The organism is Streptomyces sp. NPDC102283, from assembly GCF_044766265.1.
Classification (GTDB): domain Bacteria; phylum Actinomycetota; class Actinomycetes; order Streptomycetales; family Streptomycetaceae; genus Streptomyces.
In genome coordinates, this window is sequence record NZ_JBIWLQ010000002.1 from 423,873 (window position 1) to 439,208 (window position 15,336).

Sequence of the window (15,336 nt, forward strand, 5' to 3'; positions counted from 1 at the left end):
GAGCGCCTTGACCGCCATCGACCCCACCGCCCACCTGACCTCGGAGCAGATCGAGGAGCTGGGCCGCGAGCTGGACGCGATCCGCGACGAGGTGATCGCCGACCGCGGCGAGAAGGACGCCGCCTACATCCGTAAGGTGATCGCGGCGCAGCGCAAGCTCGAGCTGGTCAGCAGAGGTGTGCTGCTGTTCTCGATCTTCCCGCCCGCGTGGCTGCTCGGCACCGCCGGGCTGTCCGTGGCGAAGATCATGGACAACATGGAGATCGGCCACAACATCCTGCACGGCCAGTGGGACTGGATGCGGGACCCGAAGATCCACTCCACCACCTGGGAGTGGGATCACGTCTCGCCGTCCGAGCAGTGGAAGCACTCGCACAACGAGCTGCACCACACGTACACCAACGTGATCGGCAAGGACAACGACCTCGGCTACGGCATCATGCGCGTCGACGAGGACCAGAAGTGGCACCCCTTCCACCTCGGCCAGCCGCTGTGGAACTTCCTCAACGCCTGCTTCTTCGAGTACGGCATCGCGGCGTACGACCTGGAGCTCGGCAAGAACCTCCACAAGCGCCGCCGCAAGAACCCGGAGTTCCGCGCGCGGGCCAAGGCCGTGGGACGCAAGATCCGCAAGCAGGTGCTGAAGGACTACGTGATCCACCCACTGTTGTCGGGACCGTCGTTCCTCCCCACACTCGCCGCCACGTTCACCGCGAACCTGGTCCGCAACGTCTGGACCCATTCGGTGATCATGTGCGGACACTTCCCCGAGGGCGTTCAGGTCTTCGAGCGCCGGTCGATCGTGGGCGAGACGCGCGGCCAGTGGTACCTGCGCCAGATGATGGGCTCGGCGAACATCAGCGGCAGCAAGGCCATGCACTTCATGACCGGCAACCTGTCGCACCAGATCGAGCACCACCTGTTCCCGGACCTGCCGAGCAACCGGTACGCCGAGGTCGCGGTGAAGGTGCGCGCGCTGTTCGAGAAGTACGAGCTGGAGTACGTCACCGGCCCGCTGCCCAAGCAGGTGTTCTCCGCGTGGCACAAGGTCTTCCGGCTCGCGCTGCCGAACAAGGAGACCAAGGTCAGCACGCCGGACCGCGAGCAGGAGCTCGTCGCCGCCTGACTCCTGGTACTGGTTCAGATCCAGCCTCCGCACGTACACCTCGCCGTCGTCCGTCACCCCGTCCTCGGCTCGCCCCGGCGCCTCCCCCGCCGATACGGCCGCCGTGTGTCCCTGGTCACCGGCGTGTACGAGGCCCAAGTCGCCGGGAAGCGGGCGCGCATCGACGCCTGCCTCGGCCCCGGGGCCACGATCTGGACTCCGCCGGCGGGCCGCTGGTCGAGGGGCGGACCGAGCGGGACATGCTGCGGGCGGAGCGTCCGGCTGCCGGGGATCGTGCAGAGGGCCCCGGCGGACAGGACCCAGCCGATGTCGCAGTTGCGGGCGGCACTGGCGTCGAGCCTCACGCAGGGCGGCGGGGTGAGCCAGGAGGACGGGGGTGTTCGGGTGAGTGGGCCGACGCCCATCGACGGGCGTCGTCGAGAGCGGCGTCGAGGGGACCGAACAGGTCGGGGGCCGCGGGTACGATCCCGCCGTCACCGAGCCGGGCGGCGACCCCGGACCGTCCCAGGAGCCTCACGAGCGAGGGATGGACGCCGCACAGGACCAGGCGGCCGCCCTGGTCCGCGAGGCCGTTCGCGTACCGGTCGAGGAGTTTGAGCATGGCGGAGGACGGCACGTCGGGCAGCGCCCGCACGGCGAGGATCAGGACTGCCCCGCGGGCCCCGTCCGTGGCGGGCAGCTGCGTCTCGATCCGGGGAAGTTCGGCGAAGAACGACGAGCCGGCGTAGTCGAGGACGGTGACCGTGCCGGGTGCGAGGGCCTTCGGCGGTCCGGCGGTCTCCCACCGGCCGCTGTCCCGCCGCACGAGAGCGACGAGCGTCGCCCGGCGGGCGGACTGCGCGCAGTACAGCAACAGCGACAGGACGGCGCCGAGGACGATGGCCTGCTGGAGTGGGAGCTGGGTGGTGGCGAGGAAGGTCAGCACCATCGCACCGGCCGACATCCACGACGTACGGAACACCAGCAGGATGTCGTGCCGCTTGCCCCAGATCAGCTCACCGCCCACCACCAGGATCAGGCCGCCGATCACCGGCATGGGGATGCGCTCGGCGAGCGAGCCGCACATCAGCACGACCAGGGCGAGGAAGACGCCGGAGACGACGCCGGCCCAGCCGGTACGAGCACCGGCGGAGACCGCCACGCCCGTACGGGACAGGGAGCCACCGGACGGCAGGGCCTGGAAGAGGCCGCCGGCGAGGTTGGCGTAACCCTGCGAGCGGAAGTCGCCGTCGATGTCGGAGCGCGTGCCGTCCGGATTGGGCATGGACGGGGCGATGCCGGCGGCCTGGGCGAGGGCGACGAGAACGACCGGGACCGCGCCCCACGCGAGGTCGGGGACGGCGGACAGGTCGGGGGCGGTGAAGGAGGGCAGGGCGGCGGGGATGGAGGCGATGTCCTTCACCTACTCCACGTCGGTGCCGAACAGGACGACGCCCGCGGTGACCGCCACCGTCGCGATCAGCAGTGCGACCGGTTGCAGACGCTTCACCGCGCGGGCGAGCACCCAGACGGCGATGGTGGCGAGTGCGGTGAGGGTGGCGGCGAGCTGCCGGTCGCCGATGTGCCAGAGCCAGTCGCCGAGCTGGTGAAGCCTGTTGTACCCGTGCTGCTCGTAGCCGGTGGCGTCCTTGAGGACACCGGCCATGATCTGCACGGCGATGCCGGCGGAGAAGCCGGTCATGACGGCGTTGGAGACGAAGCTCATCACCGCACCGAGCCGCAGTGCCCCCATCAGCAGCATCACCACGCCGACCATGACGGTCAGCAGTGCGACGTTCCCGGCGTCCTTCGCATCGAGGCCGGCTTCCGAGAGAACGCTCTGGGAGGTCAGGGCGATGGCGCTGGTCAGCGTCGTGACCATGAGGACCGTACGGGAGGTGAGTGAGCCGACGATCGCCGGTACGACGCCCGCGTACAGGCCGGCCACCGGGGTGAAACCGGCGATCGACGCGTACGCCATCCCTTCCGGGATCGAGAAGAGTCCGGTCACCGCGCCCGAGCCGAGATCCGAGGGTTTCGGCTTTCCCGGTCGGCGGGCCCCGCGCCGCAGCGCCGTCCATGGTCCGGGCACGCGGGCCCACCCCTTTCCGAGCACAGGGGCCGCCGTGCGTCACCTCGCACGGCGGGCTCACGGGATGCGGGGCGAGGGTCAGTCGGCGAAGACCTCGCGGAGCTTGGCCTCCTTCTCGCTGTCCAGGTTCGACTGGATCAGCTCGGAGTGGCCGCCGGGGAAGGCCGCTCGCACACGGTCGACCACGGCGTCCTGCGACAGGAGGAAGAGCGCGGACGTGCCGGGCGTGACCTTCGACTTGACCGAGTCGATGAAGTCGTCGTCGATCCCCACGTCGGACAGTTTGCCGCCGAGCGCGCCCGCCGCCGCGCCGACCGCGGCGCCGAGCAGCGGCACGAAGAAGAGCAGGCCGAAGAGCATGCCCCAGAAGGTGCCGGAGAGCGCCCCGACGCCCGCGAGGTTTCTCAGCTGATTCGTCTTCGGCTTGACCGCCTCGGCCGGCCAGCTGACCGTGGCCGCGTCGAGCACCTTGATCAGTTCCTGCTTCTGCAGGTCCAGCAGCGAGCTCTCGACACCGGCGGCGCCTTCGGGCGAGTCGAACTTCCAGACGGTCAGCGTGGCCATGGATCCTCCGCGGGACGCGAGCAGACGAGGACGCCGGAGAAGGCGTCCGGACAGCGCCCATTCAAAGCCTGACAGCCGAATCGCGCACCCCGGGAGCTACAACAGCAATTCATCCAATTTCTCCCAGGCCACTCGTACGGCCCCACACCGCCGGGCCCAGCACCGGAATGCCGACAAGGATCGGCACACCGAAGCCGCATGTGTGCGGCAGCCAGGAGGACACAGATGAACCGGCTCCGCCCGAGGACCGACACCGCCACGCCGAACCTCCTTGATCCCACCGGCCGGACCGTCGACGGCGCACTCGCCGGGCCCGGCTGCCCGTGACCCCGCCGCACACCCGACCCGGGCGACGGAAGGAACGTCGTCATGGGTGACGCGATCGGGCAGATGCTGACCTCGGCCGTCGGCATCGCCATCAGCCCGCTGCCCCTCATCGCCGTGATCCTCATGCTCGCCACACCCAAGGGCCGACCCAACGGCATGGCGTTCACCGCCGGTTGGATCGTCGCCGTCGCGGCCGTGGTCACGCTCGTGGTGCTCGCCGGGTCCGGCGCGGACGCCGCCGGCGACGACGGACCGGCGACCTGGACACTCTGGCTCAAGCTGGCCCTCGGCGCACTCTTCCTGCTGCTCGGCGCCAAGCAGTGGAAGGACCGGCCGCGCGAAGGCCATGAGTCGGCCGCCCCGGGCTGGATGAGGGCCATCGACACCTTCACGCCCGTCAAAGCCGCCGGACTCGCCGTCGCCCTCGTCGTCGCCAACCCCAAGAACCTCGTCCTGGCGGTCGGCGGCGCCGTGTCCATCGCCGGCTCCACCGCCACGGCGGGCGGCAGGACCGTCGCCGCCGTCCTCATGGTGCTGATCGCCTCGCTCTGCACGCTGCTCCCGCTCGGCGTCTACCTCGCCGGCGGTACGAGGTCGGCGCGGGTGCTCGGCGACTGGAAGGCGTGGATGGCCCGGCACAACAGCGCGATCATGACCACCCTTCTGCTGGTCCTGGGCGTGAAGTACATCGGCGACGCCCTCAGCGGTCTCACCTCATGACTCCGCCCAAGGCGACTCCTTCACGAGCGGTACGGACGCTTCGGCGGACCTGCCCCGGGCACGCACGGCCGGTGGCCCCGACCGGGACCCCGGCCACGACGTGGCTGACGCTCGCCCTCACGACGCCCCGTCGGTGGCGAGCTCCACAATCGAAGCCACGGCGCCCTCGCCCCCCATCCGCGCCCCGGCCCGCAGGGGCGCCACGTCATGCCCAGTCCGACCAACCGGACCACGCCGTCCGGGGCGCGCCGGAGGAGGAGGAGGAGGAGGAGGCAGACCCCGGACACATCTTCTTCACGGAACAGCGCAACCTTTTCCGTATGCGGACGGTCACCCTCTGCATGCATCACCGCACCCAGGACGGGCAACTCCAGCTCGGCCGGCTCCACTCGCTGCCGCTCGCGCTCGACCTCGCCGAACCCCGACACGCGGACCTTTTCCACCCGCCCCCTCCCTGATCACCAGAGAGGAGACAGCGACTCGTTGACGATGTCAACGCACTGACATCGCTCTGTCACCAGGTCGATTCGTGTACAGTCGCGGCCACCGGTCTTCCGCTCCGCAACAATGAGCGGGGCGGCCTGGAGAACCCGCTCATCGACGGCTGGAGCCATGCCTCCGCCCTCACCGACTCCGGGCCACGACCCCCGCCGCCCCGCCCGACAGCTCTCGACGAACCACCTGCCGGGTCACCACCCGCGCATCACCATCCACGTCCCAGGGGGGACCATGAGCAACCCGCGGCAGCCTGATCAGCTGCCCTCGGACTACGAACTCGACGCCTGGCGCGCCGTCCAGGAGTTCACAGGCCGACCTCTGTCCCGAGCCATGAGGAACGCCGGCGAGCAAGTGGCCAACGGCGTCTCGCGACTCGGCAAGCATGCCGCGCAGCAGCTGGAGAACCGGCCCAGGGCGAAGGCCGCACTCTCACGTGGACAGGGGTTCGTCGCCAAGGGCGCACAGAAGGTCGGTGCCGGGGCACGCGTGGCCGCCGACGCCCTCCCGGACTGGAGTGGCACTGCCGCTCAATCCGTGCGTCGGACCGTGGGGCGGGCCTCGCGAGCGGGCCTCTCACCCAAGCGCGTGGTGACGCTCCACCAGAAGCGGGGACACGACGTCGAGTCACTGCTGGACCTGCGCCGTCTCGACCTCGAACAGGTCGACGCGGTCCGCGGGCGGGCGGCCGGCTGGTACTTTCCGGCGGCGGCCGCACTCTCGGGAGCGGGTGCGGGGCTGGTGATCTCGGGAGGAGAGCTCGTCATCGCCGCCTCCGCCGGCGCCGCGGCAGCACCTTCGGGGGGAGCCATCGTCGGCGCTTTCGCCGTCGATACGGCAGTCGTCCTCGGACTCGCGTCCCGCGCGGTCGGACAGGTCTCCCTGTCCTACGGCTACGACCCCGAGGAGCCAGCCGAGAAGCTCTTCGTGATGTCGGTCGTCAACGTCGGGACGGCAAGTTCGGCCACGGCCAAGAACGCCGCGATGGCCGATATCTCGCGGCTCACGCAAGCACTCTTCCGCGGCAAGACGTGGGAGGTCCTGAACGAAGCGGTGGTCACCAAGGTCTCCCAGCAGTTCGCGAAGGCGTTCGGCTTCCGCCTCACGAAGAAGGGACTCGGCAAGGCGGTTCCCGCATTCGGGATCGTCGTCGGAGGCACCCTCAACTGGACCACGCTGGAGGGGATCGTCGACGCCGCCGATATGGCGTACCGGCGGCGGTTCCTCCTGGAGAAGTACCCGCAGCTCGCCGACGACGAGACATCCGGATCATTTCCCGACGCCGGCCCGGACACCCCGGACGACGCCGACGAGGACATCAGCCTGCTCACCGAGCTGGCCGAGGCGGGCGGACCCGACCTCCGTTGACCTATCGTCCCGGCGGTGAGCGACACCACGCTACCGCCGGGACGAACAGGCCCTCGCCGCGAACCGCCACCGGCCCTCAGCTCCGAAGCCCGCCCTGGTAGTCGTCCCGCCGGCGACCGTCGTGTCACAGACCGGCCCGCTCCAGCAGGATCTTCGACGCCCCGGCGTGACCTGCCGCACGAACCGCCGAGAGCAGGCGGTATGACGCTCCCCGTCAGCTGTCCGGGGCGAGCGCGCCGTTGCCGAGCCCGTCCCTGGCCAGTGCCGCCGCGTCCCGGCTCAGCTCCACCACTCTCCGCGCCCGCTCCTCGAACTCCTGGAGCGCCCGGAAGGCGGCCCCGTATCGCCGTTGCTCGGTGATGTCCATCTGCGGGATGCGGGCGCCCCTGCCGTCGAGGCGAAACGTTCCGCTGGTGCTCGTGGAGCGTCGGATGTTGGCTGCGCCGCGCAGGAAGCCCTGGAGGTAGTCGGTGTCGAGCCGGTCGCTGATCGAGACCGGTTCCGGATGGCCGTACTCCACGAGTCCCGCGCGCGCGAGGTCGGCGACGCCGACGGTGGGCCCGTCCAGCGAGCTCGGGCCGTCGCCCGCGATCAGCGTCGGCAGCAGTTCCGCCAACAGCCCTACCTGTGCCGCCAGTTCTTGTCGCAGAGTCTCGTACTCGACCGCGTAGTCACGATGGGAATCCTTGACATGACGGCCGGGCGTGAGGTCGACGGCATCGTCGAGCAGATCGATCAGGGGGACGTTCGCCGTCCGGTCGGGGCCCGGCTCCAGGGAACCGTCCGGGTCGCTCGCCATCAGATCGACCATACGGACGCTGGTGAGGGCGTCCCGCGGTGTCCGCGGCCGACGGAGCTGCCAGAGGTGGACGGGAAGCGCATGCGAGGCAGCCGTGCCCGACGGCAGGGCGATGACCTTCTCGATGACGCCCCGCCGCACGAGCTCGGCCCTGATCCGGCGGCCGGCCTTGCGGTAGGCGACCGAGGCGGGCAGCACGATCAGGACGCGACCGCCGGGCGCGGTGTGCGCGTAGGCGTGCTGCAACCAGGCGAGTTCGCCTTCGGCACGGGACGGGGTGCCGAACTCCCAGCGTGAGTCGAGCAGCAGATCCTCGCGGCCCCAGTCGGGGTCGCCGACGGGGGGATCACAGACGACCAGGTCGGCCGCGACGTTCGCCCATCGGTCGTCGCGCAGGGAGTCCCCCGTGACGACGCCCACGCCTGTGCGCCCGTCGAGGTCGGCTCGCAGTCGCGTGAACTCGGCCCTGGCCGCGTCGGACTCCTGCCCACAGCGCCGCGGGCCGCGATCGGGGCCGACGGCGAGCAGGAGGGAGCCGATACCGCAGGCCGGGTCGAAGATGGTCGCGTCACGTGTCACCTCGCCGGCGAAGTGGTGGACGGCCCGGATGACACGGGGTGAGGTGGCCTGGTCCGATCCGGCCCTGCGCACGGAGTCGGTGAAACGCTCCGAGAGGGCGGTCACGGCGGCTCCGGCGCCCTCGCTCTCCGCCAGACTCCGTGCGAGCCGGACGATGTCCGGCGGCATCCGCTCAGGCGCCTCTCCTCCGGCGAGGAGACGAGCGGTCTCCACAAGTCCGCCCAGCATGTCGTCGCCGTACACGCCGCGCAGCGCCTGCCACAGCCGCACCTCCACGGAGACTTCCTGCCCCTTGCGCTGCCCGTCGAGCCACGCCCGCACCTCCGCAAGGTCGAACAGCGGGCTGTTGGCTCCTCCGCCGACGGGCCTGGGGAAGTCGTCGTAACGTCGCCGCCAGTTCGAGACGGCGGCACGGGTGACGCCCGCCAGCCTCGCGATCTCGGACCCGGTGACCAGGGGATTGGCCTGTCGGGCAGGGGTGTCCGTCATGCGCGCAACCGTACACAGCGCGACTTTCACTCTCAACGCGGAGGTTCGTTGACGACGTTCACAACATCGAGGGCACACGCGGAGGCCAGGGGACGAGCGGGACGCGCGACCGGCACGCCGCTCTCCCCTGATCCGACTCCGTATCCGGCCCCGCCGCCGCCCGGGCCCCGTCGGCCCGGTTGCGGTGGACGACGGGTGGCCTGACGGTGGGGCGGGGGCCGCAGCCCGTGGCGGGCGCGGCCAGGAAGCGAGGAGAGCCGATGCACGACAACCCGGACGGGCGCGGGGCACACCGCGCTCCCGCCCGTCCACCGCACGGGCGGGTCGCGGTCGTCACCGGCGCGGCTCGCGGCGTCGGCGAGGCACTCGCCCGCAGCCTCTCCGACGCCGGGATGCAGGTCGCCCTGCTCGGCCGGGAGCGGGCGACCCTGCTGGAGACCGCAGCGTCCCTCCCCGGTCCGAGCATCTGCGTCGAGTGCGACATCACCGACCGCGCGACGCTGGCCGATGCGGCACGCCGCGTGGAGACGGAACTCGGGCCCGCGAGTGTGGTCGTGGCCAACGCGGGGATCGCGGTGAGCGGTCCGTTCGACCGTACCGCGGCCGAACTCTGGCAACGCGTCATCGATGTCAACCTCATCGGATCCGCCAACACCGCCCGCGCGTTCCTGCCCCAACTCGCCGCGACCCGCGGATACCTCCTCCAGATCGCCTCCACCGCCGCATTCGGCGCCGCACCCATGATGAGCGCGTACTGCGCCTCCAAAGCGGGAGCGGAGTCGTTCGCCCTCTCCCTGCGCGGCGAGGTCGAACCGGACGGCATCCAGGTCGGCATCGCCTACCTGCACTGGACCGGCACCGACATGCTCACCGGCCTCGACGACGACCCCGTCCTCAAAGCCCTGCGCCGTAACCAACCCCGTCCCGCCCGCCGCGTCCACAGTGCCGCCCAGGTCGCCCAGTGGCTGACCCGAGGCATCGCCCGCCGCAGCCGCCAGGTCTACGCACCGCCGTGGCTCCGCTGGTGCCAGCCTCTCCGGCCCCTGTTTCCGGCACTCGTCGCCCGGACCGCCCGCCGCGAACTACGGGCCCGCCCCAACGTGCGGCTGTCCTCCCGCGGCGAGGTCCTGGGCACCGGAGGGCGAGCCGACTGGAGCTCCTACCAGAACTCCCGCTCCACTCCCCCGCCCGACCGGTAGTGACGTCCGACCGGTCGTACCGTGACAGCACGGTCGTGGTGCCCCGGGCGGAGCGGAGGCGAGACCGGCTCCCGCGGTGAGGAACGGTGCCCATCGGGCCATCGGCACCGTGGCCGGGCCGGGCTCATCGACTACCCGTCCGCGTCAGGTCGGTACAGGGAGAGGTGAGGGTTCAGGGCATGGGCCTCGCTCAGATGGCGGGACCCTTCGGGCAGCGCGAGGGACTGCTCGATCACGCCCCGGTGGTAGCGGAACAGAGCGTTCTTCCAGTCGGTGGCGGCTGCCCGGCGTGCGTGTACGAGGGCTTCGGTGTCGCGTCCCGCGCGGTGCAGGGCCCAGGCCAGCGCATCGGCGACGATGACGCTTCGAGCGTGCTGCCACTCCCTGCGCGCGAGCTCCACCGCGACCTTCGGGTCGCCGTGGTCGGCCGCGTAGAGGATGAGATGCGGGTCGACGGGGCCGCCGTCCGCACGGGCCAGCCGCACCTGCGCCGACAGGACCGCCCGCTCGCTCCCCCGGTGGGAATCCCCGCTCGCGCGCCGAAGGTCCAGGCTCTCCAGCAGGAACTGGGGCAGCGGCACCCGCTCGACGAGCCGCGTGTACAGCTCAAGTGCTCTGCCGCGGTGGCCGCGTGCGGCGGCCACCCGGGCGATTCCGGCCTGCCCGTAGGGGTGGTCCGGCACGGCGCTCAGGGCACGCCGGTAGTGTCCCTCAGCCCGGTCCGCCTCGCCCTGGGACCAGGCCAGGTCGCCCAGGCGGGCCTCGGCGAAGGCTCGTTCGTCCTGGGTGACCGCGCTGTCCACGGCGCGCTGGAGTGCGATGGCGGCGTCCTCGGGCCGCCCGCGGGTCTCCAGGTCGTAGGCGGCTCTGCTGTAGGCGGCCGCGGCCGGGGCGATGTCGAGCATCCGCTGTACGGCGTGACGCGCCTGCGGATAGTTCCCGAGCTGGATCTCGGCGTCCGCCAGGACGGCGTACCCGTCCGGCCGGTCGGGCGCCATCCGGGTGGCGCTCAGCCCGTGCACGCGCCCCTCGGCGAAGTCGTGCCGGGCGTTGGCGAGCAGTCCCCGGCCTGTCACGGCCCGGTAGTTGTCCGTGCCGTCGAGGGCGAGGGAGCGGCGCAGCGCCTGGTCGGCGGTGTCGAGCGGGCCGGCGTCGAAGGCAGTGCGGGCCCGTTCGATCTCGGCGTGCGCCAGGTCGGCCCAGGCCGCCGGGTCGTCGGGGTAGGTCTCCGTCCTCCTGCGGGCGGTGTCGGCGGAGCCGACGCCCTCGCTGAAGGCGCCCGCGGGCGCGGCGGTGGACGGCGGCCGGGAGGTTTCGGGACCGAGATGGAGGAGCCCCGCCACGCACCCGGCCACGGCCGCCGCCGCGCCCGCGGCGGTGATCAGACGCCTCACGGGCCCGCGTGGGGCAGATTGAGGTACGGGAAGACGGCCTGCGCGTCGGCGGGTTGGAGACTGAGGACGGGCCTCGGGAGCAGGTCCGCGGCGGACGGCCCTGCGGGCTCGCCCTCCAGCATGCGGATCAGTGGCCCGTCGATGTTGTCGTTGAGCCGCCGTCCGTTCGGAAAGCCCTGGAGATCGCCGTCGAGAACGCCTTGGGCCTTCGGGACGGCGGTGACGGGGGTGCCGAGATTCAGGCGCAACTGCTCGGCGAGCACGATGCGTTCGGGATCGGCGTCGGCGTTCATCGTGTGGGTGTTGAGGTCGAGGCCGAACATGGATCCGTTGTCCTTGCCGATGCCCTTCATGAACAGGGCCTGGATGTCGCGGCGCGGGGTGGCCGGCGCGGTGCGGCCCTGGGCCTTTTCGATGCGGTGCGGCGGTACGGGGTCGAGCGTGGCGGCCAGGAAGTCGCTCTCCAGGTGGTCGTCCTTCGGCTGACGCGCCTGGAAGCGGTCCTCGGGCCCGCCGGGTCGGGCCAGGCCGACGGTGGAGCCGTACAGGGCGAACGCGATGTGCGGGGTGCCCTGCCGGGATACCTGCCGGAAGGCGGGGGCCTGCTTCGAGAGGCTGCGCTCCAGGTTCGCGCCCTGCCGGGAGACGGAGGCCCACACGCCGACGACCGGGTTGCGCTTCGGGTCGCCCTTCAGGGCGACCTCCTTCTTGGGCACTTGCAGGATGAGACTGTTCACGTTCATCGCCGAGAGCGGCTGGGCATCGGGCAGCCATCCGGGCACCGGTCCGCTGGTGCCGACCGTGTACAGGCCGAAGACCTGGGTGTCCGCCTTGAACGCCTCGGCCGCCTGGGTGGCCACGGTCCGTCCGCCGCCGGGAAGCCGGCGGGTCGCCTGCTTCCGCAGCTTGCCGTAGTCGGGCATCAGGGTCCGGCCGGTGTGGGTGGGCGAGGCGATCGCGTCCGTCAGGAGCGTCCGGCCGGCGCCGCCCGCCTCGATCTTTTCCAGCGTGTACTTCTGGCGTACCCCCAGCGACCGGTCGTCGAGCGAGTTCACCGGCAGCGGCCCGACCTTCGGTCCCACCCCGAAGGGCCTGCGGTCCTCGTCCCGGAAGGTCCACCGGTAGGTGGTGTCGGATGCCCCGTCTCCGTCGGCGTCCGTGTGGATCTCGTACCGGGCGCCGGTCGCGAACGGGAAGTCCACCAGCGCGTTGGCCGCGGTGCCGGGGACCTGGAAAGGGCGTACGTTCGCGATGAGCGTGACCATGTCCGCGTCGTCCGGGCTGGTGAAGGCGTACACGTCGGTCAGGTCCGCCGGGGAGTCCAGTACGGCCGAGGGGGCGTCGATGTGCCCGCCCGCCCGGCCGACGCCCATGAACTGCCCGGACAGGGCGGCTGCGGTGAGCGCGGCCGTGGTGGCGGCGAGGAGGGCGAGCCGTGGACGGGGCGGTGAGCTGATCGCGGACGTTCCGGGGGCTCCAGGCATGCGTGTCTCCAGGGCTGTTGTGGGAGTGGAGTCACAACAGCCAACGGCACGGGCGATCTTGGAGTGACTGCCCCGCGTCGCGCACCACTCGCCGCGTGGCACTTTCCCCCCGGATGGACCAACGACCAGCGCGCATGGTCGCGAACCCATGCGTCGATGGGCATACTCATCGCGAAGTCGATCTTCGACCGCTTCATCGTCCCGACGCCGAACTCTGCTCCGTTCCCGCGTTCGTGGCCGTCTCGGGAAGTGCATCCGACGCCTTCCCCCACCCTCCTCACAGACTGGAACCCTCCATGGGTATGCACGCGATCCGCCGTCTCATCGCCGTGGCCGCCGTGGCCGCGCTCTCCGTCCCGCTCGGCCTGACGTCGTCCGGAGCGGCCGCCCAGCAGCCGGCCGCCGCCACCGGGACGGCAGCCGTCTCGGCGCCGCTGCCGGGCGCCTACATCTCCCCGTGGGGCGACGCCCAGGTGGCGATCGGTGACGAGACCCTCGCCTGGATGGAACGCGAGGGCATCACCCTGGAGGCCATCAGCCCGTTCGTGATGGACGCCGACGGCCGGGGCTTCAGCATGCCCATCGGCTCGACGGCCGGTGACGGACTCGACTCCAAGGGGCGCATCTTCTATCCCGGTGGCCTCAGGATCCAGCACCAGGAGTCCGGCAGGTCCATCACCCTGAAGTCCACCTTCATCCGCGTCATGCCGACACCCGCCTACTCCGCGGGCGTATCGATCGACGGCGAGAAGGTCAGCGAGGAAGTGGTGATCGCCGAGTCCACCTACGTCGAGGTCATGGCCGGCGCCCGCCCCAGCCCCACGGGCTTCCGCATCAAGAAGGCGCCGTTCTACGTCACTCAGGAAGCCGCGGATCTCTTCTCGGCGGCCACCGGAGCCACCGCTCCGCGCGCCGGCAGCCTCTTCGGCACACTCACGCCCAACTTCGACTACGTCCCGGGCGCGGCGACGCCGCCGGCGTTCCCGACCTTCCCGTAACCCGCAGCCCGTAGCCCGTCACGCCGACCCGTGGCGCTCGACCGGCGTCGTGTGTCGCCGGACCGGCCGACGCCGGTCGAGCAGCCGACCTCTCGGACGGCCTGAACGATGAGCCAGGTCCGGAACGGCCCCGGGTGGGTGCGGTCCACCACGTGACGGGGTTACGGGCGTGGAGCCGGGTTTCCCAGCGCCGTCCTCACCAACTCCCTCACCTGGCCGACGATGTCCGAGCGGTTACGCTCGAAGTCCGGGTCGGTGACAACGCCCGTCCGCGGGTTCGTGTTCTCCGCGCCGAACTGCAGCACCGGCGTGTGGAGATGGCCGCCCGGCAGCTGCGGCAGCCCCAGCCGGTCGCGCAGCAGGGTGGCCCGGTAGGCGATCTCGTTGGAGAGGTAGTCGCCGCCGCCGCCGGCCCGCGCCACCGAGCCGGGCGTGGGGCCTTCCGGCCTGGTCACCGGTTGGGTGCCGCCCGCCGGGATCTCGGTGACCTCGGTGTTGTCGTACACCGGGAAGCGGCCCGTGTCCGCCGTGGTGAGCCGGCCGTACGGGAGTGTGGTGGTCGTCCACTGCGGCTGCGTACCGAGGTCGTCGACGGGGACGGTTCCGGTGCTCGACGCGTTCTCGTTGTCGGGGAAACCGCCCCGCCAGGCGCCGTTGGCGCGCTCCACGTCGAAGCGGCCCTGGCGGCCCTGGCTGACGGTGGTGAACAGGTCCAGGCGGGGCAGTTGCCGGGCGAGGACGCGCTCGACGGCTCCCTCCGCGAAGTCCGCCCAGCGCACCGGGAAGACGACCGTCTCGATCCGGGCCGGACCATCGGCGGTCCGCACCAGGGTGCCGTCCAGGGCGAGCGCACTCGCGCCCGAGGGATTGCCGATCCGGGTGTCCCTGTCCAGCGTGAACGGGTCGAAGCCGGTGACGAGGACCCGCTTCACCCGGTGCCCCGGGAAGCGGATGTCGTCCTGGCCGCGCGAGGAGGTCTCCAAGGCGGTGTGCAACGCTCTGCGCTGCTCGCCGGTCAGCTCGAACCGGGGTGTCCACGAACGCAGTTCGCGGCTGAGCGCGAGTCGGGCCCAGTACAGCGGGCGGTCGTCGCCCCGGCTCAGATCGCCCGTGGCGGGTCCTCGGCCCTGGGCACGGTCGACGGCGCGCCGCCACAGCGCCGAGGCGTGGCGGGTCACCGTTCGCCCGGCCTGCGCGTAGCCGCCGGAGCCCCGCAGGGCACGCTCGAAGCGCGGGGCGAGGGCGTCGAATCCGCTGCGCCGCAGGATCTCCCGCGGCGCGGCCCGGTCGAGGCGCTGCTCCTCGACGGTCGTCGCCGTGGCGGCGCGGGCGGTGCCCGAGGTGGACGCGGCGGCGTGCGTCGCGGGGCCCGCGAGGACGAGCAGGAACGCCACGCCGCCGAGGCCGAGCCGGGTGGTCGCGGAGAATCGGTGCGTCACGGTGGTCCTTTCGGGTCTACGACTCGTCGCAGTATCGCGGCACCTCCAAAGGCGAAGCCAGAGGGCAAGAACCGTGCAAGCACGTGGAGATGGGGACGGAGCACGCAGAAACGGACGCTGTTCGCAGGCGGGGCGGGCCCCGGCGGCGCGCGAGGGCCGCCGCCGTCCACCCGGGGCTCCCGGTGCACGACTTCGGCATCCAGGAGCGCCGGCACCGCGCCCCGCTCACCGACGCGGGGTCTCCAGCACGCGGTACGCGCCGCGGCGGGCGGCTCTCGGCGGCC

General features: G+C 71.6%; 11 protein-coding genes and 1 pseudogene. 6 read left to right on the forward strand and 6 right to left on the reverse strand.

Features of this window, described 5'->3' with window-relative positions; genetic code table 11:
- The first annotated feature begins 7 nt into the window (after positions 1 to 7).
- Entirely contained in the window at positions 8 to 1,126 is a 1,119-nt protein-coding gene (locus tag ACIRJT_RS06295; protein ID WP_403905213.1) for a fatty acid desaturase family protein, read from the forward strand.
- A gap of 340 nt (positions 1,127 to 1,466) precedes the next feature.
- Here the strand turns inward: ACIRJT_RS06295 and ACIRJT_RS06300 are convergent.
- Both ACIRJT_RS06300 and ACIRJT_RS06305 read right to left on the reverse strand, forming a co-directional pair.
- A pseudogene (locus tag ACIRJT_RS06300) lies at positions 1,467 to 3,221 on the reverse strand (SulP family inorganic anion transporter).
- 54 nt (positions 3,222 to 3,275) lie between these two features.
- A complete protein-coding gene (locus ACIRJT_RS06305; protein WP_403905217.1) occupies positions 3,276 to 3,761 on the reverse strand; it encodes a DUF1269 domain-containing protein in 486 nt (161 codons plus the stop codon).
- Between the two features lie 369 nt (positions 3,762 to 4,130).
- Here ACIRJT_RS06305 and ACIRJT_RS06310 point away from each other — a divergent pair, with 369 nt between their 5' ends.
- The 3 genes from ACIRJT_RS06310 to ACIRJT_RS06320 all read left to right on the forward strand — a co-directional run bounded on the left by ACIRJT_RS06310 (position 4,131) and on the right by ACIRJT_RS06320 (position 6,671).
- A complete protein-coding gene (locus ACIRJT_RS06310; RefSeq protein ID WP_403905220.1) occupies positions 4,131 to 4,808 on the forward strand; it encodes a GAP family protein in 678 nt (225 codons plus the stop codon).
- Between the two features lie 320 nt (positions 4,809 to 5,128).
- Positions 5,129 to 5,266 carry a hypothetical protein gene (locus ACIRJT_RS06315; protein WP_403905223.1) on the forward strand — a complete coding sequence of 46 codons (138 nt, stop codon included), beginning with the start codon at positions 5,129 to 5,131 and terminating at the stop codon, positions 5,264 to 5,266.
- 271 nt (positions 5,267 to 5,537) lie between these two features.
- A complete protein-coding gene (locus ACIRJT_RS06320; RefSeq protein WP_403905225.1) occupies positions 5,538 to 6,671 on the forward strand; it encodes an EcsC family protein in 1,134 nt (377 codons plus the stop codon).
- A 214-nt stretch (positions 6,672 to 6,885) separates the two neighbouring features.
- Here the strand turns inward: ACIRJT_RS06320 and ACIRJT_RS06325 are convergent, their stop codons facing one another.
- On the reverse strand, positions 6,886 to 8,538 hold the full coding sequence (locus tag ACIRJT_RS06325; protein ID WP_403905228.1) for an N-6 DNA methylase: 1,653 nt from the start codon (positions 8,536 to 8,538) through the stop codon (positions 6,886 to 6,888).
- A gap of 260 nt (positions 8,539 to 8,798) precedes the next feature.
- Between ACIRJT_RS06325 and ACIRJT_RS06330 the strand changes: the two genes are divergently transcribed.
- A complete protein-coding gene (locus ACIRJT_RS06330; RefSeq protein ID WP_403905231.1) occupies positions 8,799 to 9,737 on the forward strand; it encodes an SDR family oxidoreductase in 939 nt (312 codons plus the stop codon).
- Positions 9,738 to 9,868: 131 nt separating this feature from the next.
- Here ACIRJT_RS06330 and ACIRJT_RS06335 read toward each other — a convergent pair whose 3' ends face one another.
- Together ACIRJT_RS06335 and ACIRJT_RS06340 are read right to left on the reverse strand one after the other, a co-directional pair.
- On the reverse strand, positions 9,869 to 11,131 hold the full coding sequence (locus tag ACIRJT_RS06335; RefSeq protein WP_403905234.1) for a tetratricopeptide repeat protein: 1,263 nt from the start codon (positions 11,129 to 11,131) through the stop codon (positions 9,869 to 9,871).
- A complete protein-coding gene (locus ACIRJT_RS06340) occupies positions 11,128 to 12,615 on the reverse strand; it encodes a DUF4331 domain-containing protein (protein WP_403905237.1) in 1,488 nt (495 codons plus the stop codon). Before ACIRJT_RS06340 ends, ACIRJT_RS06335 begins: the two co-directional genes overlap by 4 nt.
- Positions 12,616 to 12,911: 296 nt before the next feature.
- Here ACIRJT_RS06340 and ACIRJT_RS06345 point away from each other — a divergent pair, with 296 nt between their 5' ends.
- Entirely contained in the window at positions 12,912 to 13,613 is a 702-nt protein-coding gene (locus ACIRJT_RS06345; protein ID WP_403905240.1) for a hypothetical protein, read from the forward strand.
- 161 nt (positions 13,614 to 13,774) lie between these two features.
- Here ACIRJT_RS06345 and ACIRJT_RS06350 read toward each other — a convergent pair whose 3' ends face one another.
- A complete protein-coding gene (locus tag ACIRJT_RS06350) occupies positions 13,775 to 15,052 on the reverse strand; it encodes a pyroglutamyl peptidase (protein ID WP_403905243.1) in 1,278 nt (425 codons plus the stop codon).
- Between the last annotated feature and the right edge of the window lie 284 nt (positions 15,053 to 15,336).